Source organism: Sphingobacterium puteale (assembly GCF_003627955.1).
Taxonomy (GTDB): Bacteria; Bacteroidota; Bacteroidia; order Sphingobacteriales; family Sphingobacteriaceae; genus Sphingobacterium; species Sphingobacterium puteale.
The window spans coordinates 1-19,727 of the sequence record NZ_RBWS01000010.1; the positions used below are offsets into that span (position 1 = coordinate 1).

The window sequence follows — 19,727 nt, forward strand, 5'->3', positions numbered from 1 at the left end:
GTCGGTGCCTTTTTTTACACGGAAGCCCTTGCTGGAAACAGTCAAGGGCTTCTTTCGTTTGGGTGCTCCCCAAGGACCTTTATTTATCCTCCGGTCCATTTCCTCCCTTTGCCGGTACTATGCCCCCGCTCCATGTTCGCTATCAAGAAGCGGCGGGCCGAGCAAACTCCGGGAAACGGCTCGGAGCTCCTGACACCGCACGGTCACGTACCGTGCACACTCAGCAGCCGGGTAAACCATGGCCCAAATTCTGTTGATAAGCCTTTACCCCAGAGCCGGGAGGTGAATAAATAAAGACTATAACTCGGTCAGGGAACCGTCTTCTTGGAAGCAGTACCGCTGGAGGAAGGGTCGGCTAAAATCACTTGACTCCTGCAACATTATTATTGGACAATCGTTTGCATTTCGCAAGCTCTTTTTTACTTGGATTTACTATTGTATTATTGTTATGTTAATTTAACAGCATTTCGCCGCTTTCTCATGGAGATATAGCAATGCGATTTAATATTATAAATGATACACATGAAGATATCTTTTTGGAGTACAAAAGCGCAAGTTAGTTTATTGGTGGGATTGGCTTCTCCGTTTATTTTTCAATCGAATAAGATCGGTGCGATGATCCGCCCAGCTGCTAATTATAAGGTGGAACAAAGCGCCACTGTTAGCAGGATTATTGCTGTACAGAAAATTAATCCAACAACAGTGGAAATTGTATATGAAAATAACCAAAGGCTGACATTGGATTTTTATGGAAATCATATTTTCAGAATGTTTCAGGATATACATGGTGGTATTATCCGCGATCCGGAAGCAAAACCTGAGGCAAAGATCCTTGTCGAACAGCCACGTAAGGCGGTGAATGAGCTGGAAGTAGAAGACGATGGCAGTAAAGCTAAGATCACAACCAAAGATATTGTATTCTCCATAGATAAACATTCTTCTCAATTTAGTATCCTCAACCGTATCACAAATAAGGTTGTCGTCGAGAGTTTAAAACCTATTGCTTTTGAATCCAAACAAGTGACCTTAACGCTGAAAGAAAATAAGGATGAATACTTTTTCGGCGGTGGTGTACAAAATGGGCGGTTCTCCCATAAAGGTAGAGCGATCGCAATTGAAAACCAAAATAGCTGGACTGATGGCGGTGTAGCATCTCCTACACCTTATTTTTGGTCAACGAACGGTTATGGCTTTATGTGGCATACGTTCAAAAAAGGGAATTACGCATTTGGGGCTAAAACAAAAGGTACTGTAAAATTATCCCATGACACCGATTATCTGGATGTGTTTTTTATGATCAATAATGGTACGGTACCCTTACTTAAAGATTTTTATCAGTTAACTGGTAATCCCATACTTCTGCCAAAATTTGGCTTATATGAAGGTCACTTGAATGCATATAATAGAGATTTTTGGAAAGAGGATGAAAAGGGAATTCTGTTTGAAGATGGAAAACGCTATAAAGAAAGCCAAAAGGAAAATGGCGGTATAAAAGAATCACTGAATGGCGAAAAAGGGAATTACCAATTTTCGGCCCGTGCCGTTATAGATCGCTATAAAGCGCATGATATGCCTTTGGGATGGATTCTGCCCAATGACGGCTATGGCGCGGGATATGGTCAGACCGGGACATTGGACGGAAATATTAATAACCTAAAGGAATTTGGTGATTATGCTCGTAAAAACGGCGTGGAAATTGGCTTATGGACGCAGTCTGACCTGCATCCTAAAGACAGCATCAGTGCATTGCTGCAAAGAGATATTGTCAAAGAAGTACGTGATGCAGGTGTCCGGGTTCTAAAGACGGATGTCGCTTGGGTAGGGCCCGGTTATTCCTTTGGCTTAAACGGTGTTGCTGACGTTGGGCATACCATGCCTTATTATGGTAATAATGCACGACCGTTTATTATTTCATTGGATGGATGGGCAGGAACACAACGCTATGCCGGTATTTGGTCGGGCGATCAGACCGGTGGGGTTTGGGAATATATCCGATTCCATATTCCGACCTATATCGGTTCTGGTCTTTCCGGACAGCCAAATATTACCTCAGACATGGATGGAATCTTTGGTGGAAAAAACTTTAAGGTGAACATTCGGGACTTTCAATGGAAAACTTGGACACCAATGGAATTGAATATGGACGGATGGGGATCCAACGAAAAGTATCCACATGCTTTGGGCGAACCAGCAACTTCCATCAACCGTCTTTACCTGAAGCTGAAATCCCAATTGGTTCCTTATAGCTATAGTATAGCTAGACAGGCTGTCGATGGTCTGCCGATGATTCGTGCGATGTTTTTGGAACAGGCAAATCAGTACACACTTGGAAAGGCGACACAATATCAGTATTTGTATGGGCCTAATTTTTTGGTGGCACCGATCTATCAGGAGACGCGCGTGGATGAGAAGGGCAATGACATCCGAAACGGTATCTATTTACCTGATGGAGCATGGATAGATTACTTTACCGGTGAAAAATATACAGGCGGACGTATCATCAATAATTTTGATGTACCAATTTGGAAACTACCGGTTTTTGTTAAAAATGGAGCCATTATTCCTGTTACGAATCCAAATAATAATGTACAGGAGATCAAAAAGGATCAGCGTATTTACGAGGTATATCCGTTTGGAAATTCTGAATTCACGGAATATGATGACGATGGAAAAACAGAAGCTTATCGTTATGGAAAAGGCGTCAATACAAAGATTTCTTCCATACAGAAAGAAGACAAAGTGCTGTTCACAGTAGCGCCATCAGAAGGGGAATTTGAGGGATTCGAAAAAGAGAAAGCGACAGAAGTCCGTTTTAATGTAACCGCTGCCCCGAAGAAGGTAACCGCTAAAGTGAATAAAAAAGGAATAAAACTTCAGACGGCACATTCACTGGCTGAATTTAAGAACCTGGAAAATGCCTACTTCTACGATGCACAGCCTGATCTGAATCAGTTTGCAACAAAGGGATCCGAATTTGAAAAGGTCAAGCTAATCAAAAATCCGATGGTTTTAGTACGTATCGGTAAGCAGGATGTGTCATCAACAGCGCTAGAAATACAAGTTGATGGGTTCAGATTCACGCCTAATGACGCGCATTTGGCACAGACGGGTGCGCTTACGCCTCCTCGTGCCAAAGTAACGGAGAATAATACCCAAGCCTACACATTAACACCGACATGGGAGAAGGTCACCAATGCAGACTATTATGAGATTGCGTTTAATGATCTGATATACTCGACCATTGAAGATAATCAATTGTTATTTGAAGGGCTGGATGCAGAAACTGAATATAACTTTAAAATTCGATCCGTTAATAAAGCGGGTGCTTCTGATTGGAGTACATTTAGTGCAAAAACAAAAGCTAATCCGCTGGAGTTTGCGATCGAAGGTATTAAAGCAGAGACCTCTGTAGACAATCAAGGAGGCAACGGCATCAATAAACTGTTCAACTACGATGAAGGGGATATGTGGCATACCAAGTGGGGGCAAACTGCGGTTCCGTTTGATATTACGCTAGATCTGAAATCCGTCAATCAGCTGGACAAGTTTGAGTACCTTCCCCGGACGGATGGTGGCAACGGCATCATTTTAAAAGGTAAAGTATTTTATAGCAATGATAAAGATACCTGGTCTGAGGTCGGAAGCTTTGAGTGGAAACGTGATGGCGAAATGAAGGGCTTTAGTTTTGGTCAGCATCCTGTCGCACGTTTTATTAAAATTTCGGTTTCGGAGGCTGTCGGCGGCTTCGGTTCAGGCCGTGAGCTCTATGTCTTTAAGGTGCCCGGATCGACTAGTTATTTACCTGGCGATATTAACAACGATCGCCTGATCGACCATAATGATCTGACTTCTTATATTAACTATACCGGATTAAGAATGGGGGATGGGGATTTTGAAGGCTATGTGGGTAATGGTGATGTCAATAAAAATAATTTGATTGATGCCTATGATATCTCAAATATTGCCGTGTCGATCGAAGGCGGGTCCAAACCGGGCAAAGAGGAAAAAGTTGCCGGTAAGCTGAAGTTGACGGCATCCAAGACAGCTTTGAAATCTGGTGATATCGTTGAAATCACAGTGAGCGGAGAAAACCTTAAAGCGGTGAATGCGCTTAGCTTCGCATTGCCTTATAATCAGGGCGATTTTGAGTTTGTCGGAATAGATCCGCTACACCTAAAGGAAATGAATAACTATACTAATGACCGTCTGCATACAAACGGCAGTAAAGCTTTGTATCCTACTTTTGTGAATTTGGGCAATAAGGAAACACTGAATGGCTCCGAAGTGCTATTTAAGATCAAATTGAAAGCCAAACGTAACGTTAACTTCAATTTAAAAGCGATAGACGGTATTCTAGTCGATAAAAAACTCAATTCGATCAGTTTTTAAAGTAGATTTTGTAACGACGATAAAAAGGGGAATGTTAACATTCCCCTTTTACAATGGTAATCCGATCAGGAATACGAGCATCCGGCTTACGAATACCGCTGGATTTAGCCGGCGGTAAAAGCAATAAAGTGATGCCATATTTTAATCATATCTCGCTTATCTGTCGCTTCAGGATGACAGTGAATTAATTTAATATCATGTTAAGATCCATCAGGAGGATCTCAGTATCGGGCGAAGTGGCCATAAGTTTAATTTCCGAAATATCCCAGATACCGAAGCCATCTCTCGTTTCCAGCTCTTGTCCCGCTACGTTGACACTTCCGCTTATGACGAAAATATAAACGCCATTTCCAGCTTTCATAACTTTGTAATTTGCTTCAGCACCTTTGTCAAAATTACCCATATGAAACCACGCATCCTGATGTATCCATACTCCTTCGTCTGCCGGATCAGGTGAAAGGATCTGTTGAAACTTATTGTGTCTTTGTGATTTGTCCAAGGTTATCTGATCGTACCGAGGTGCTACATTGCGTTGGTTCGGGTAGACCCAGATCTGCAGAAATTTAACAAACTGATCGGTGTTTTTATTATACTCACTATGCATGATACCTGTTCCTGCGCTCATCACCTGGATATCTCCCTTTCGGATGATGGCCTGATTGCCCATACTGTCCTCATGCTCCAGATCCCCTTCCAGGGGAATACTGATAATTTCCATATTGTCGTGCGGATGCAATCCGAAACCCCTGCCTTTGGCAACAATATCATCATTCAGTACCCGGAGTACACCGAAATGCATACGTTCGGGATTATGGTAATTGGCAAAACTAAAGGTATGGTTACTCTGCAACCAGCCATGATCCGCATAACCCCGGCTCGTTGCTTTGTGTAGTACACTATGGTTTTCCAGTTGATCGGACTTGTATTGCACTGCATTGGCATCCAATGTTTCCAAAGGTTCTATTTCATCGATTTCATTCTTCATGACATCTGCTGACTCAGCACTTGATGCAAATATTCCGGAACCTAAAAGTCCCTTTTTTATAAAGTTTTGTTTATTCATGATCTTACGATTTATATATTCAAAATTAGTCTGCTAAGGAGTATTTTTCATTGAACTGGTTTAATAACCCAAAAAAACAGACCATTCTTTGTAAATTCATTTATTTGCTGGGAATCAAATCAGGGAATAAACTATAAATTTCATTTTTCAAAAGCCCACTTCCACCTCCATAATGTTTTATCAAACCAATCGGATGGTCTAAATAAGAAAGATGGTCCATGATTTCGGTTTCTTCTAGTGTTGATAAACCAGAGCTCAGCAGCAGGATGTCGACAGGGTAACTGGAGAGGTATTTCTTACAAGTGGAGAGATCTTGCTGAATGACCGCTTGCCAGCCACTTGTACCCGTTATGATCCGCTGTAGTGTGTGGAGGATTTCCTCGTTTTTTCCGAACAAAATAATGATTAAATTCTTCATTTAATTGTTTGTTTTCATGATTGTATTCACAACGGAATTGCCTTTTAATATCTTTGAAATCGGACATTCATCGGCAATTTGCCGTAAACGTAATACCGTGTTTTCTTCGATCGCCTGTCCGAATGAAATTTCTCGGTCAAAATAGGTCACTACTTGCTCTTTTTCAATTCGTAGATATAAATTGGCCGTGACTTGTATTTCGTCGATGTGAAGTTCTTTTCTGTCAATATACATCCGCAAAGTTGCTAATGTACAGGAAACGAGGGAAGAGACCAATAGGGTGTATGGGTCAGGCCCGAGATCTTTTCCACCCAATTTTTCAGGTTCATCGGTAATCAGTTCACCATTGCGCCAGTGGATGGTCGTTTTATATTTTTGCTGGCCAATATGGCCGCTGACAGGATTCTCTAAGATATATTTCATACGATGTATTCCTTTGATTTGATACAACAAAATTAAAGTCCATTTGATTCAATTCCATTGATGTAGTTCAAGAAATATGGAAAAGAGGGACTTATTTGGCTACCTGAATTTGACTCAATATACTGCATGATGGAACAAAAAATAATTGTTTGAAAAATAAAGTGGCAATATCGGCTCAATCGCCTAAATTTTCTTAATTTTAGATTGTTTTATATTTTTATGATGAAGAGATTTTTACTTTTTGCATGTATAGCCTGTGCCGTACCGTTTGCGGCTTTTTCACAAACCCATGAACTTCGTGTCGGTGTAACTTCCGGTGTCTCTAATTTTACGGGGTCTGGAAGCATCGCTAAAAGCACTTTAAATGGCTCTGGTCAGCAGGATTATTATACCAATAATCCTTATGGTAAAAAGTATGGAATTAATCTGGGTGGTGCAGTGAACTACCGTTATGTCTTTGCAAATAACTTTCTTTTAGGTGTAGAAGCTGCTTTTGAACGTTTACAGACCAAGGTTGACCTGGAAGGCAATGAATTCGCAAATGGCAGTCGTGGGCTGACCAAGCTCAACCAACAATTTTTGAATTTTAATCCCTTCGTCGGCTATCGTGTTTATTTTGAACCGATGACAATGGATATGCAATTCGGTGTTGATGTAGCGAAGACTTTGAACATCAAGGAAAACGGAAGTATCGAAGATAAGAGTGGCAATAAGACAAGTTTTGAACGGGATAGAGGTAAAGTAATTGATGTTGATATTCGCCCGCGATTACAGTTTAATGTCAATTACGACCGTTATACGATTTTTGCAGGCTATTCTTGGGGTTTAAAGGATTATCGTGATGGAGTAGATGGCAATAACCCAGGACCGGCACGATTGAATGTGTTTCGCCTGGGGCTGCAATATCAGTTTTTAACACCGATTTATAACAATGACTAAAAGCCGGCTGGAAGCATTTAGTGATGGCGTATTGGCCATCATCATTACCATTATGGTACTCGAATTAAAAGTACCTGAAGGTTACACTTTTGCTAGTTTAAAACCCCTGTTTCCCAAAATCGTCTCCTATGTAGTCAGCTTTGTCTATGTTGGGTTGTATTGGAATAATCACCATCATCTTTTTCAGATTGTTCAGAAAGTCAATGGGAAAGTATTATGGGGAAATTTACACCTTTTATTTTGGCTCTCCTTGATGCCTTTGACAACCAACTGGATTGGTGAATCCCATTTTGAACGTGATCCCATTATTGCCTATGGCGTTGTATTGATCATGTGTTCCGTAGCCTACAACATTGTTGAATATTTTGCGGTCCAGACGGAAGGGGAAGAGTCAGCTTTGAAACGTGCCGTCAAATCGAAGACCAAGGAGAACATTTCTACAGCCTTGTATTTTCTTGGGATCGGTATATCTTTTATAAATCCGTACGTTAGTCTGTTGATGTATGGTACAGTAGCCATCATGTGGTTAATTCCGGATCGTCGCATCGAAACCTTAATGAAAGATCAGTGAGTAGCTAATCCGAGCGATTCGCATATAAATTGATAGCGTAGTTCGACGGATGTTTTAGGTACTTCTATGACCATATATCCAAGCCGTTCATAGACACTTTTCATCTGATAGAATGTAGCTTCGGCTTCTTCCCAAGTCTGCTTTCGCTCATGATCGGTTTCATAAATTTCCTGCCATGGCGGAAGAATAAATATTTTTTTATGATAACGGTATCTTTTGGCTTCTTCAAGTAAAGGAGCCGCAACAGTTAACTTTTCCATGTCGATATAGGCGAGTGTATCTGGAATACCCCGGTCAAAAAAGACATACTGTTGGCGTTGGGTGTTTTCTTTGATTTCGAGAAGGTAACGAGCATTGGACGCTGCCAACATTAATGAGGCATAATGTTGCTTATTCTTCCAAGGTAAGCCATTGCCGTTTTTTGCTACCTGTTCCTGAATGATTCGACGTGCTTCTTCGGGCACTGTTCTATAGCCTTCTTTTTTTAATTTGTTGAGTAATGTAGTTTTGCCGACACCGGGTCCCCCGGTTAGGACAATAAAATAATTTTCTTGATCCATATAAAAAAATGTCATGGTCCTCCAATGCATCGAATATAGGTACTTATTCGAAGGATGTAAAGATTGAAATGATTATGTGTATTGTTTGGCGATTTTCTTCTCGGGCTCTACATAAAATAGATAAAGGAAGAAGAGAAAAGTATATTCCAGTGGTTTCATTAACCTGTAGGTTAGGTTTGATGCCCCGACCGAGTTGATTCTGGTGGAGATGTTGTATCCGTATCTGTCGTAAAAATAACGTATATAACGATGCAATTTTGGACATAAGTCGCTTAAGATCTCCTCAAAGGCATTAGCCACCAGCAGTTGACGGTTAACGATGATCGTATTTCCATGCCGATTGCCTAAACGTAATGGTTTTACAACTGTTGGATCACCTTTTGCAGCCACGGTACAGAGGTAATGTCCCCGATGGTCTAAAATAGGTGGATGCATTTTCTGAGAAAAAGCCCAGGTAGTGGTCTCGGTGAACACTTTGGCCATTGAGTCACTATCCTGGCCAAATAGGATAAGAATAGCAGTTATGATGACAAAGAAAGGAACAAGTAAGATCAGCGCCCATACCGGATAGTCCATCTTGGACGAAAGTTGCCTATTGATCTTGTTCAGTATAGGATTTTGATAGTTTCTGTGGATCGCTGTTGTCTTCTCCTCCTGGATGATCTTCCAGATAAAACCTATGCCAAAACAAAAACAGAAAAGCGGTGTAAAAATAAAGTAAAAGGTGCCTTCATTCCCGACATAGATGCTTAAGGTTGATGTATCGTGATAGCTTACCTGAGTCAGCACAAAGATACTGATTATACATCCCAACATCAAAATAATAAGGGCAAGGACTAAGGGGATTGGTGGTATTTGTCGACCTTTTATCCAAACGGCGTTTACAGCAACATTGAAAGCAACAAAATAGATAGACAGCGATAGGGCATGTTTCCCACCAAAAGGTAGGTAGCAGGCGCCATCAACGGGATCGACAGCCTCATGATATTGACTCGAATGGGTCAACAGACCTGCTCCAAATAAAGCTAAGGATAGTATGTAGCCAATAACAACAATATATTCAACGGAAGATATCTTTTTATGTTGTTTTTTAACAGTGGAACGAAGTATATAATTTAATCCCACAAAAAAAACAATGATAATGAATAAAACAATGGACATGGCAGCAAGTATTATTAGTGGGGGAAAGGGGGTAAATCATTGTTTTTAATTCACGTTCAAGGCGATCAAAGTTCTCTTCATCGCGAAGACGATCCTGGAGCTGACGATTTCATTGTCGGCTGAATGTGTCGGCGGGATTTGTAACATTGTCTCTGTGTGCCCGGATTTAACCAAATAAACGTTTCCAAAAGTTTTTCTTTTTGCTGATTTCATGTGAATTCTCCGTATCTGTTTCCGCAGGATCTACGTGTGCTTTTTCAACTTTCAAATTGGGTAGGATCTCATTTTCAGGGAGACCATTACGCTGTTCGATATCTTTGATCTGTTCGAATGCTGTGGTTTGATAAAGCAATGGACCTTCTTTGTCGCAGTTAAAGAGATTAGAATAACTTTTAGACTCATTCAGATCAAAAGGCTGAGGTTCCACAACTTCCGTAGCTTCCAGGAGGCCTAGACCACGCTCTTTGGCATAATTCAATGCCTTTAAGAAAATCGTGATGCGTCCCTCAGAAAATAATTGATCCAATTCCGATCTAATTTCAGGATTATGGTGATAGTCTTCCAACAGTCGAATGACCTGATCGGCCGAAATATATACACCGGAGCAATAATTCTCAATAAGCCTATTTTGTACTTTTTTTGTGAGCGAAGTTATTGGAATAAATTCTTCCCATTTTTTATAATAGGAATCTAATAATTTATTCATTGAGAAAGATAATGCGCCGCCACGAACATAGAAATAGGTCTCAAAAAAACCTTGAACGACGGCGATAAAGAAACCATGTGTTTTGTCGAAATAATCATTCTGATCTGTTTCCCGACCGGCGTTTATGGTGTCCTGATATTTTGTTTTATAGAAATCATCAATTTGATACTCGTATGCCAGCGTTTCTATTTTTTCAGGATTTGCAATCGATTCAAAATACCAGGCGTTAATCTGTTCTTCAGAAATAGGATGGTAACTAATATCAAAGCCCATAATCAGCGGTTTTTAATCTGTTGTTCTATAATTGCTAAATTATTAAAATTTAGCGTGTTGGTCAAGTGAAATGCAAAAGATAATATCGGGATGCGTGCGGTATACGTTTTTTTAGCTATTATGGACGCAATAGTGAAGAATGGGATGGTTTGCCGGTTTAACTAATATTAATTAATTTCGGACAAAATAAAATTTTTTATGAAGCACTTACTATTTATTATTTTCATGTCGGCGAGTCTATTTTTCACTGCTTGCCAAGCTCCAAGCCCAGAAAATTTTTTCGGAAAAGTTGTTCTAAATACTAATCTTATAGCCGATTTTGCTCCAGACCGTTTTGGTAAACGCCTCGAACAGGAGACTGTTGAATTTGCCGATATCCCCTCGAGTAAGAACGCAGGTGATGAAGCGCAAAAAACCGTGGACATAAAGATCCAAACAGTAGAGAAAGCATTAAAAGACATCAATGCACTCCATGTTTCGGATGATGATGCAAAAGCATTAAAAGAAAAATCTATCGCCTTATTTGAAAAGGTGCTGCCGGTCTATAAAAATGAGTATACTGCTTATGCTAAACTTTGTGATAAAAAGGGATCTACTGAAGAAAAGCAGGTATTGCTACAAAAAATACAACAAGATTACATGCCCGGGATTGATAAAACATTTGATGAGGTATATGTTCTAGGAAAAGCATACGCCGAAAAGCATAACCTTAATGTCAACTGGGGCAATTAAGATGGATCAGGAAGTAAACTTATATAGAAATAGAAGCAAAACTACTAAGCTTCTAAGTCTGTCAGGCGTGATTTGTATCGTTCTTTTATTGCTCTTTTTGTACTGTATCGGAATCTTTGACGGTGAATTAAAAGTGAAACCTGCGGTATTTTCGGGTGGAATATTGCTTATAATGTTAGGTCTTTTGGTGAATGGCTTATTAAGTCTTCGGGACAAATCTGCGCAGATTTCATTGAACAAAAGTCATTTCTCCGGAAAAACTACGCCAATGGCAAAAGCTTTCGGTGCCGGTAATTGGGATGATGTCACAGCAATTAACTTACAGAAAGTAGGCGGAGATACTTTAGTGGTTGTCACTTTAGGCAATGCTTCCAATTATAAAGACCGGCTTTCAGCGATGTTATGGAAAATGGCTTATGATGAGGCTTCACAACAGCTAAATATTATGTACTCGGCTTCTGTGATAGCGATCGAACCCAGCGAACTTTACGAACTGTTTATGACTTATTGGCAAAACTCAAAAAAGGGATCCATGATCAGCTAAGGCAGAAGAATTAGCTGATTATAAAAGCCGACAAAGTGTAACGGATCGCGAACTTTACAGCATATTGATCTTGCGTTGGATAGTTTCCCGTTCCAGGGAGCTTTTTGCCAGTGCTTGTGCACGCTGAAAGTTCGCGATTGCTTTTTGTCGATCCATATCCTTGTAAAGCTCTCCCAAGAGCGCATAATAAAAGTGGTTATCCGTCAGATTTAGTTTTTTTGCCTCGGTCAGTGCAGTTTTTGGACCTTTAGCTTTGTATAAGGCAAAGGTTCTGTTGAGTGCTGCACCCGGCGAATAATTCACCGCCAGCAAACGATCGTATAGCTGAAGGATTTGTTCCCATTTTTCTACGGTATCTGCTTTTGCACAATGCCACTGCGCAATTTTTGCTTCGATATGGTAGGAGGTCAATTGATCGCCATCCGCCGAGAGATTCAAAAAATAAATTCCCTGATTGATTAAGGCTTGGTTCCAAAGTTTCTCATTTTGTTGTTCATACAAAATGAACTCTCCATCGATACTGTGTCGGGCATCGAAGCGTGAGGAGTGAAAACAGATTAACGCGATGAGCGCATTCGTTTTGGGGACATTTGTCTTTTCGTAAGTAGATAACATGAGAGCCAGGCGTAGGGCCTCAACGCACAGGTCCTTTCTTAGAATCTCATTCTGGGTCTTGGAGTAGTACCCTTCGTTAAACAAAAGGTAAATAATATGCAATACGTTATCCAGTCTTTTCACGATTTCCTTTTCGGAAGGCAATTCGAGCTGGATCTTTTCTGTGCGAAGCTTTTCTTTTGCCCGAAACAACCGTTTGTTGATGGTTTCCTTGTTTGAAAGAAAGGCTTCGGCAATTTCTTCAATCCCAAAACCGCATAGAATCCGCAGTGCAAGACCTATCTGGGCTTCACTGGCAATTGCAGGTGTGCAGATGGCAAACAGCATCTTTAACTGACTATCTTTGATGTTTTCCTGGGTGAAACTAAATTCATCGGTATAATCCGCGGCAATCTGATTTTGATGTATTTCCGGAACCACTTTGTCTTCAAAAATTTTATTCCTTCTAAAGTGACTTAAGGTTTTCTGTTTAGCTACAGAATACAGCCAGGCATTTGGATTTGCGGGCAAACCTTTCGTTTGCCATGATTCCGTAGCCAGCAAAAAAGTCTCACTGACAATATCTTCGGCCATTTCAATGTGTTGTAGCCCAAAACGTTTTGAAATCACAGCGACGATCTTGGTGAATTCTTGTTGAAAAAGCTGTTTTAGAAAATTAGATTCCATCATACATAATAGGGCAGTTGTATAGCGTACAACTGCCCATAAAATTTTTTTAAACCAAAAGTGCCCTAATTTCAACGCTGCCGCTAGATTCCAAAATGGGACAACCATGCGCCAATGTTGTTGCTTCTTCAAGGTTTTCTGCGGAGATGACTATAAAACCCCCGAGGCTTTCCCTGATCTCCACAAACGGACCATCTGTAATAATCCCGCCCGGTTTTAATACTTTTCCACTTTTTTCAAGGCGTGAGCCATGGTCAGATAATTTTCCCTGTGCTTCAATACCACCGATCCAATCCTCCCATTTTTTGTTTATTCTGGCAATTTCTTCTTCGTTCAAAAGCGGCGGTTCACTGCCGGCCTGCCGAAATAATAAGATGAAATCCTTCATGCTTCGCGTTTAATTTGTTAAATAAATTGACTTATCTCGTTTTAGCTTTGTTATGCTGTCTGTACTTTATGTTGGCCCACTTTGTATCCGCCGGCTTCCGTGCGGAAAGAAATATTAAAACGGTTGTATGCATTGATTGTGGTTATGGCCAAAGTCAGGTCGATGAGTTCCTCTTCAGAAAATTCCTGATCTGCAATGGCGTAAACTTCGTCGGGTACATCTCCATTGGTTATTTTCGTTACTGCTTCAGCCCAGACCAACGCTGCACGTTCACGTGCACTATAAAGCGGTGCTTCACGCCAAGCATCCAATAAAAATAGACGTTGTGGATTTTCACCTGTGGCAAGCAAATCTTTTGAATGCATATCCAGGCAATAAGCACAGCCATTGATCTGTGATACTCTAAAATAAATCAGATGCAAAAGCTCTTGTTCGATGGTACATTTACCTAGATAAGCTCCCAATCCAAACATAGCTTTCATCGCATTTTGGCCTTTTGCGAAAAAATTGATTCGTTGTTTCATTTTATTATTGTTTTAAGTGTAACTGTTTTACACTACAATAATGATTGAAATTAAAGAAATTGGACATAAGGCGCTAAATATTTTTTTATTTGTTTTTAATATTTTGATTATTAGCTATTTATGTTTTGTTTTTTCTAATAAAATCGACCAATTCCATACTTAGCTATAGATTGGAAAGTTGCAGCGATATGAATTGTAAAATCCTTGAGGTGATTGATCAACAATCAACAACAATTGCTATTTTTAGTCAAATTACTCCAATGAAACTGATAACATATACGTTTTCTATCCTGAGTTTTGGAATCCTGGCGTCCTGCGGGTCGAGCTCCAGTTCTAAAAAAGCCGTTGCGGATACGACCTCCAATGCAAGTTTTAAAGCTTACGAAGATAGATTCATCGAGCAGCTCTGGAAAGAAAATCCGGAATGGGCCACACAGGTAGGTTTTCATCGATACGATTCGTTATTGACGATTCCTGATGCTAAAAGTAGGGCATTACGCTTGGAATTTTCAAAACAGCAGCTCGATCAGTTAAAAAGCTTTGATCTGCATGATCTGAATCTCTCGCAACAAACGGATTACCATTTGATCCAGAATTATCTGGAATCCAATGTGTGGTCGATCGAAAAGGAGCGGGCGTATGAATGGAACCCATCTGCCTATAATGTAAGCGGAACCATCGCCTTTATGCTGGCTGAGAACTATGCTCCACTGCACGACCGCCTTCACGCTATTGAACAGCGCATAGCGAAAATTCCAGCCTATTATGAAGCCGCGAAAGGGCAGATCAAGAGTCCAGCTTTGGTATTGACAGATTTGGCCATACAGCAAAATTTGGGTGGATTATCTGTATTTGAAACCGATCTGCGTGATTCTCTAAAAAAATCCAATCTTCCGGCAACTGAAAAGGCAGCTATTCAAACGAAAGCCGATCAAGCTGTAAAAGCAATAAAGGGATTTGTAACCTATTTAAAGGAAACATCCAATCCGTCTCCGCGAGGTTTTAGATTGGGGCAGGAACTATATGATCAAAAGTTTAAATTTGATATCCAATCAGGATCTACAGCTGCGGAGATCTACGATGCAGCAATAGCACGTAAGCGTTATTTGCATACCGAAATGCATAAAATCAGTAAGGAGCTATGGCCAAAGTATTTTGGAAAGGCCGTGCAGCCGACAGATAGTTTGGTCCTGATCCGCAAGATGATTGATACCTTGTCTGTTAATCACGTCAAAGCGGCCGATTTTCAGTCTGCTATTGAAGCACAGATTCCAAAACTGGTGGAATTTGTGAAGAAGAAGAATCTTTTATATATTGATGATAGTAAGCCTTTGATTGTGCGGAAAGAACCTGCCTACATGGCCGGTGTGGCCGGAGCCTCTATCAGTGCTCCGGGGCCCTACGATAAAGGTGGAAATACATACTACAATGTCGGTAGTCTTGCAGGATAGTCCAAAGAAGCTTCAGAAAGCTATCTGCGGGAATACAATCACTATATTTTGCAGATTTTGAATATCCACGAAGCTATTCCCGGACATTATACGCAATTGGTCTATGCCAATCAATCACCGAGCTTAATCAAGAGTGTTTTGGGGAATGGTGCGATGATCGAAGGCTGGGCCGTATATACCGAGCAGATGATGCTGGAAAATGGCTATGGTGACAATGCTCCTGAAATGTGGTTGATGTGGTATAAATGGCATCTGCGTACCGTGTGTAATGCAATATTGGATTATAGTGTTCATGTGAAGAATATGAGCGAAAAGGATGCAATGCATTTATTGGTTGACGAAGCGTTTCAACAACAGGCCGAAGCCGTTGGAAAGTGGAAAAGAGTATCCGTTAGCAGTGTGCAGCTGACATCCTATTTTACAGGATATAAAGAAATCTACGATTTAAGAGAAGCTGTGAAAAAGGAGGAAGGTGCTCAATTTAAACTGAAAGCCTTCAATGAGAAATTTCTGAGCTTTGGTAATTCGCCCGTAAAATATATCCGGGAAATGATGCTAAAAAAATAGGTATAAGAAACTGTATTGGAAAGCCACCTGATATCGGGTGGCTTTCTGATTTTATTGCTATGCTATACAGCTACTTTTTGTTAATGAATCTTTCTCTCTTAAGCGACTTTAGCAAACTTGTTTCGATACTCTATGGGTGTAAGGCCCGTTATTTTCTTGAAGATATCGCGAAAAGCTTTAGTGTCGGTATAGCCCACATCATACATCACTTGGGAAACGTTCTTCCTTGAAGCTTCAAAAAATTTCTTCGCTGCCTCTATGCGTACACGCTGGATATATTCCACGGGCGTATTATTTGTTGCTTCTTTAAACCTTCGTTCGAAAGTTCGACGGCCAATATTAACAAAATTGGCTAAATCTTCGACCGTAATTTTTTCCTCATACTTCAGTTCAATGTAGTCCTGTGCTTTCTGGATATCCAGATCTTCGTGATTGCGTTGGCCGCGGAATATCGCAAATTGGGACTGACTGTCACGGCTGATATCCAATGCAAAATATTTGGCGATCATAACTGCCGTTTCACGGTCGGAAAATTTTTCGACAAGATATAGTATCAAATTCCACAGACTGCTGGCACCGCCACTGCTATATATATTGTCGTTTTCGGTGATAACGGCGCCATCTTCGATTTCTATTTCGGGGTATTTTTCCTTGAACTCGCTGATATAAGCCCAATGAGTCGAGCATTTTTTTCCATTTAAGAGCCCTGTTTCTGCCAGAAGAAAAGCTCCCACGCATAGGCTAGCCAAGCGGGTGCCTTTTAAGTGAAGTTTTCTAAAATAAGGTATGGCTTCGGCATTGTCCCTTATTCCGGTGTCAATATCACCAAAAGTAGGCGGTATGATCAGTAGATCGGTGCGGTCAACATTTTGCAGTAAGCGATTTGTTTTTATGGTGTACTCGCCGCTATTGGCTGGTACATATTCACTAAGGCCTACATATTCAACATTGAATATCGGTTTTTTTCCAAAAGCCGATAAAAATTCATTGGCCGTATGAAAGGTTCTAAATGCTGGCGTAATACCTTCGATAGTACCATATTTGGGAACAAAAACAGAGATTTGCATATCTTTTGGGTTTATGAGATAAAGGTACAAATTGTTTTTGTCGTAATCCACCCCTAAAGTTGTCGGTTTTACAATACGTCGGCCTTTAAAATCCTTTGCATCTTTGCTATATCATTATAAACAAATAAAAAGAAATCATGGAAAGACAAACAAAAATCAACGTGGAAGCCACAGTAAATGCACCGGTGGAAAAAGTGTGGCAGCAATGGAATGCGCCAGCGGATATCATGCAATGGAATGCCGCGGATCCAAGCTGGCATTGTCCAAGCAGTCAAAACGATTTGCGTGTGAATGGTACTTTTAAAAATCGGATGGAAGCAAAGGATGGAAGTTTTGTGTTCGATTTTGAGGGGACTTATGATAAGGTAGAATTGTATCAGGAAATCGCCTATACCATGTCAGATGGTCGGAAAGTAAGCACATTATTTTCTGAAAGAGGTGGAAAGACAATTATGAGCACCACCTTTGATGCGGAGCAGATGAATGATCCTGAATTTCAGAAGCAAGGTTGGCAAGCTATTCTTAATAATTTTGTAAAACACGTTGAATCAACAAATTAATCTCTATAAAATACCAACATCATGAAAAAAAATAAAATTATCTTCTGGATAGCGACAATATTAATTGTTATCTGGGAAGGCGTTATGCCACTGGGCACATTACTATTTGCACCGCAATATATGAACGCAGGAACGAAGCCCTTGGGTTATCCGGATTATTTCGCTTATGCCCTTATTATCTGTAAAGTTCTTGGCGTCATAGCCATTGCCATTCCGCAGTTTCCGGCTAAATTAAAAGAATGGGCTTATGCAGGATTGACATTCAGTTTACTATTTGCCTTTATCAGCCACGCTTGTGTGGATAAAAATATAACCTATATGTTATTGCCGCTTATTGTATTGGGTATACTGATGTTATCTTATGTCTATCGGTCAAAGCTAGCTGGTGCAAGCCGTGCAGCACAGCAGGATACATACACAGGCGCATCAGCGATATCTTAATATGACAGTGCTCCCATCCGAAAGGATCGGTTTATTGAGAATTTATTAAAAAGAACAAAAAGGTAGTATTATCTATTTACATTATAAACAATCAAACGAGATGAAAACAAATAGTGTTTCTTTACATCGGATTATTCAGGCCAGCCCTGAAAAAGTATTCCGTGCATTCGCGGATCCGGTAGCGCATGCCACTTGGTTACCGCCTTATGGATTTGTCTGTACTGTACAGCAGATGGATTTTAAAGTAGGCGGTCAGTTTAAGATGACATTTATCAATTTTGGTACGGGCAATGGTCATTCATTTGGCGGTGAATATTTGGAAATCATACCCAATGAATTTATCAAATATGTTGACCGCTTTGATGATCCCAATTTACCAGGAGAAATGACAACGACAGTTTCGCTGCGTGCAGTCAGCTGCGGTACTGAACTTAAAATAGAACAAACAGGAATTCCTGACGTTATCCCCGCCGAAATGTGTTACCTGGGATGGCAGGAATCGTTGGAAAAAATGAAAAAACTTGTGGAGCCCGTCATACCGGATGCATAGTTTAATTCAATTTGTTTAGGATATGGAACGGTTAAGAAGCGGGGTTTTTATCACATTTTCGGGGGATTGTAGAAAGGCGCTTACGTTTTATCAGTCATGTTTTGGCGGGAGCCTGGATTTTGACAGGCTAGATAAAAAAATAAATGGGTATTCAGAGCTACCTATTGTAAGTGCCTCTCTTATTTCTCCCAGTGTGGTCATCTATGGTTCGGATCTGGTACACGATGATGGTCGAAAAATTGGCAACTATCTTTCGGTGTTTTTACCTTGTACGAATGTGGCTGACCGTGGACGGCTCGTCGCTAAGCTGGCGGCAGGGGCTGGTCAACCCGTATTAGGTAACAACGAGACGGATCAATTGGTGGAAGTGACAGATATTTTTGACGTAAAATGGATATTGGGGATCTTGGGATGAAAGTTTATTCCGTTGTAGCCAACAGCTATTATTGTGGCAATTTGGGCAAATGGCACCAGAAACTGATACCCTAATATAGAAATGATCTGTATCCATTACCATTATTCGCAGAAGTGTAATTTTGTGTATGCTTCAGGCAAAGTTGATAACAGTAATTTAGTGATAATAATGGAACTACAGATACGGAATAGTACCCCGCAGGATATTGATTCGATTTTTAAGTTTTATAAGTTTGCGACAGATTTTCAAAAAGCAAAATCCGTTGTTTCTTGGCCTGAATTTGACCGGAAGCTTATTGAGCAGGAACTGAAAGTGCATAGGCAATGGAAAATGGTTGCCGGTCGGGATATTGCCTGTGTCTGGGCGACCACATTCGATGACCCTGATATCTGGGAAGAAAGAAATGAAGACCCGGCGGTTTATATTCATCGCATTGCCACAAACCCCGATTTTAGAGGCCAGAATCTCGTTCGATACATTGTGCATTGGGCGGTTGAATATGCCATTGCAAATAATAAGAACTTTGTTCGCCTGGATACAGTGGGGGAAAATAAGGGACTTATTGAACATTATACCAGATGTGGTTTCGAATTTCTTGGATTAAAGAAACTTTCTGATACATCCGGTCTGCCCGCGCATTATGATAAAGCCACGGTAAGTCTATTTGAGTTAAAGCTCTAAGCGGCCATTCCAATTTGCCTATA

At 40.6% G+C, this 19,727-nt stretch carries 21 protein-coding genes and 1 pseudogene; 12 read left to right on the plus strand and 10 right to left on the minus strand.

What is annotated here, in order from left to right:
• Both D7322_RS28770 and D7322_RS13990 read left to right on the plus strand, forming a co-directional pair.
• On the plus strand, window positions 1-193 hold a 193-nt coding region (locus D7322_RS28770), incomplete at its 5' end, for a hypothetical protein (protein ID WP_220700078.1).
• 329 nt (window positions 194-522) lie between these two features.
• Complete coding sequence (locus D7322_RS13990) at window positions 523-4,389, plus strand: TIM-barrel domain-containing protein (protein WP_121124898.1); 3,867 nt, start codon at window positions 523-525, stop codon at window positions 4,387-4,389.
• A 184-nt stretch (window positions 4,390-4,573) separates the two neighbouring features.
• Here the strand turns inward: D7322_RS13990 and D7322_RS13995 are convergent, their stop codons facing one another.
• From D7322_RS13995 to D7322_RS14005, 3 genes are all read right to left on the minus strand, one after another.
• On the minus strand, window positions 4,574-5,452 hold the full coding sequence (locus tag D7322_RS13995; protein ID WP_121124899.1) for a pirin family protein: 879 nt from the start codon (window positions 5,450-5,452) through the stop codon (window positions 4,574-4,576).
• Between the two features lie 100 nt (window positions 5,453-5,552).
• On the minus strand, window positions 5,553-5,870 hold the full coding sequence (locus D7322_RS14000) for a hypothetical protein (protein WP_121124901.1): 318 nt from the start codon (window positions 5,868-5,870) through the stop codon (window positions 5,553-5,555).
• On the minus strand, window positions 5,871-6,293 hold the full coding sequence (locus tag D7322_RS14005) for an OsmC family protein (RefSeq protein ID WP_121124903.1): 423 nt from the start codon (window positions 6,291-6,293) through the stop codon (window positions 5,871-5,873).
• Between the two features lie 219 nt (window positions 6,294-6,512).
• On the opposite strand from D7322_RS14005, the gene D7322_RS14010 reads away from it, so the two are divergent.
• Both D7322_RS14010 and D7322_RS14015 read left to right on the plus strand, forming a co-directional pair.
• A complete protein-coding gene (locus tag D7322_RS14010; RefSeq protein ID WP_121124906.1) occupies window positions 6,513-7,232 on the plus strand; it encodes an outer membrane beta-barrel protein in 720 nt (239 codons plus the stop codon).
• A complete protein-coding gene (locus D7322_RS14015; RefSeq protein WP_108637092.1) occupies window positions 7,225-7,803 on the plus strand; it encodes a TMEM175 family protein in 579 nt (192 codons plus the stop codon). Before D7322_RS14010 ends, D7322_RS14015 begins: the two co-directional genes overlap by 8 nt.
• Here D7322_RS14015 and D7322_RS14020 read toward each other — a convergent pair.
• The 3 genes from D7322_RS14020 to D7322_RS14030 form a co-directional block, all read right to left on the minus strand.
• Window positions 7,797-8,363 carry an AAA family ATPase gene (locus D7322_RS14020; protein ID WP_121125102.1) on the minus strand — a complete coding sequence of 189 codons (567 nt, stop codon included), beginning with the start codon at window positions 8,361-8,363 and terminating at the stop codon, window positions 7,797-7,799. The genes D7322_RS14015 and D7322_RS14020 overlap by 7 nt on opposite strands.
• 72 nt (window positions 8,364-8,435) lie before the next feature.
• The gene (locus D7322_RS14025; protein ID WP_121124907.1) at window positions 8,436-9,524 is read right to left on the minus strand and encodes a DUF6688 domain-containing protein; all 1,089 of its coding nucleotides are present in this window, start codon (window positions 9,522-9,524) and stop codon (window positions 8,436-8,438) included.
• Window positions 9,525-9,690: 166 nt separating this feature from the next.
• Window positions 9,691-10,503: a hypothetical protein gene (locus D7322_RS14030; protein WP_121124909.1), complete on the minus strand. Its 813-nt coding sequence runs from the start codon at window positions 10,501-10,503 to the stop codon at window positions 9,691-9,693.
• Between the two features lie 198 nt (window positions 10,504-10,701).
• On the opposite strand from D7322_RS14030, the gene D7322_RS14035 reads away from it, so the two are divergent.
• A complete protein-coding gene (locus D7322_RS14035; protein WP_147430424.1) occupies window positions 10,702-11,235 on the plus strand; it encodes a hypothetical protein in 534 nt (177 codons plus the stop codon).
• A complete protein-coding gene (locus D7322_RS14040) occupies window positions 11,216-11,779 on the plus strand; it encodes a hypothetical protein (protein WP_147430425.1) in 564 nt (187 codons plus the stop codon). The genes D7322_RS14035 and D7322_RS14040 overlap by 20 nt, the downstream gene beginning before the upstream one ends.
• 54 nt (window positions 11,780-11,833) lie before the next feature.
• Here D7322_RS14040 and D7322_RS14045 read toward each other — a convergent pair whose 3' ends face one another.
• Genes D7322_RS14045 through D7322_RS14055 form a run of 3 tightly spaced genes read right to left on the minus strand, consistent with a single transcriptional unit; the run spans window position 11,834 to window position 13,972 of the window.
• Complete coding sequence (locus tag D7322_RS14045; RefSeq protein ID WP_245971344.1) at window positions 11,834-13,063, minus strand: RNA polymerase sigma factor; 1,230 nt, start codon at window positions 13,061-13,063, stop codon at window positions 11,834-11,836.
• Window positions 13,064-13,109: 46 nt separating this feature from the next.
• Window positions 13,110-13,448: a YciI family protein gene (locus D7322_RS14050; RefSeq protein WP_121124915.1), complete on the minus strand. Its 339-nt coding sequence runs from the start codon at window positions 13,446-13,448 to the stop codon at window positions 13,110-13,112.
• Between the two features lie 50 nt (window positions 13,449-13,498).
• Window positions 13,499-13,972: a carboxymuconolactone decarboxylase family protein gene (locus D7322_RS14055; protein WP_121124917.1), complete on the minus strand. Its 474-nt coding sequence runs from the start codon at window positions 13,970-13,972 to the stop codon at window positions 13,499-13,501.
• Window positions 13,973-14,232: 260 nt separating this feature from the next.
• On the opposite strand from D7322_RS14055, the pseudogene D7322_RS14060 reads away from it, so the two are divergent.
• Window positions 14,233-15,990: pseudogene (locus D7322_RS14060) on the plus strand (DUF885 domain-containing protein).
• 98 nt (window positions 15,991-16,088) lie between these two features.
• Here D7322_RS14060 and D7322_RS14065 read toward each other — a convergent pair.
• A complete protein-coding gene (locus D7322_RS14065; RefSeq protein WP_121124919.1) occupies window positions 16,089-17,057 on the minus strand; it encodes a GlxA family transcriptional regulator in 969 nt (322 codons plus the stop codon).
• A gap of 137 nt (window positions 17,058-17,194) precedes the next feature.
• Here D7322_RS14065 and D7322_RS14070 point away from each other — a divergent pair, with 137 nt between their 5' ends.
• From D7322_RS14070 to D7322_RS14090, 5 genes are all read left to right on the plus strand, one after another.
• Window positions 17,195-17,617: an SRPBCC family protein gene (locus D7322_RS14070; RefSeq protein WP_121124921.1), complete on the plus strand. Its 423-nt coding sequence runs from the start codon at window positions 17,195-17,197 to the stop codon at window positions 17,615-17,617.
• A gap of 21 nt (window positions 17,618-17,638) precedes the next feature.
• On the plus strand, window positions 17,639-18,058 hold the full coding sequence (locus D7322_RS14075) for a DoxX family protein (protein WP_121124923.1): 420 nt from the start codon (window positions 17,639-17,641) through the stop codon (window positions 18,056-18,058).
• A gap of 100 nt (window positions 18,059-18,158) precedes the next feature.
• Window positions 18,159-18,608, plus strand: a complete 450-nt coding sequence (locus D7322_RS14080) for an SRPBCC family protein (RefSeq protein WP_121124924.1) — start codon at window positions 18,159-18,161, stop codon at window positions 18,606-18,608.
• A gap of 22 nt (window positions 18,609-18,630) precedes the next feature.
• Complete coding sequence (locus D7322_RS14085) at window positions 18,631-19,023, plus strand: VOC family protein (RefSeq protein WP_108637078.1); 393 nt, start codon at window positions 18,631-18,633, stop codon at window positions 19,021-19,023.
• Between the two features lie 168 nt (window positions 19,024-19,191).
• Window positions 19,192-19,704, plus strand: a complete 513-nt coding sequence (locus D7322_RS14090; protein ID WP_121124926.1) for a GNAT family N-acetyltransferase — start codon at window positions 19,192-19,194, stop codon at window positions 19,702-19,704.
• Window positions 19,705-19,727 lie beyond the last annotated feature (23 nt).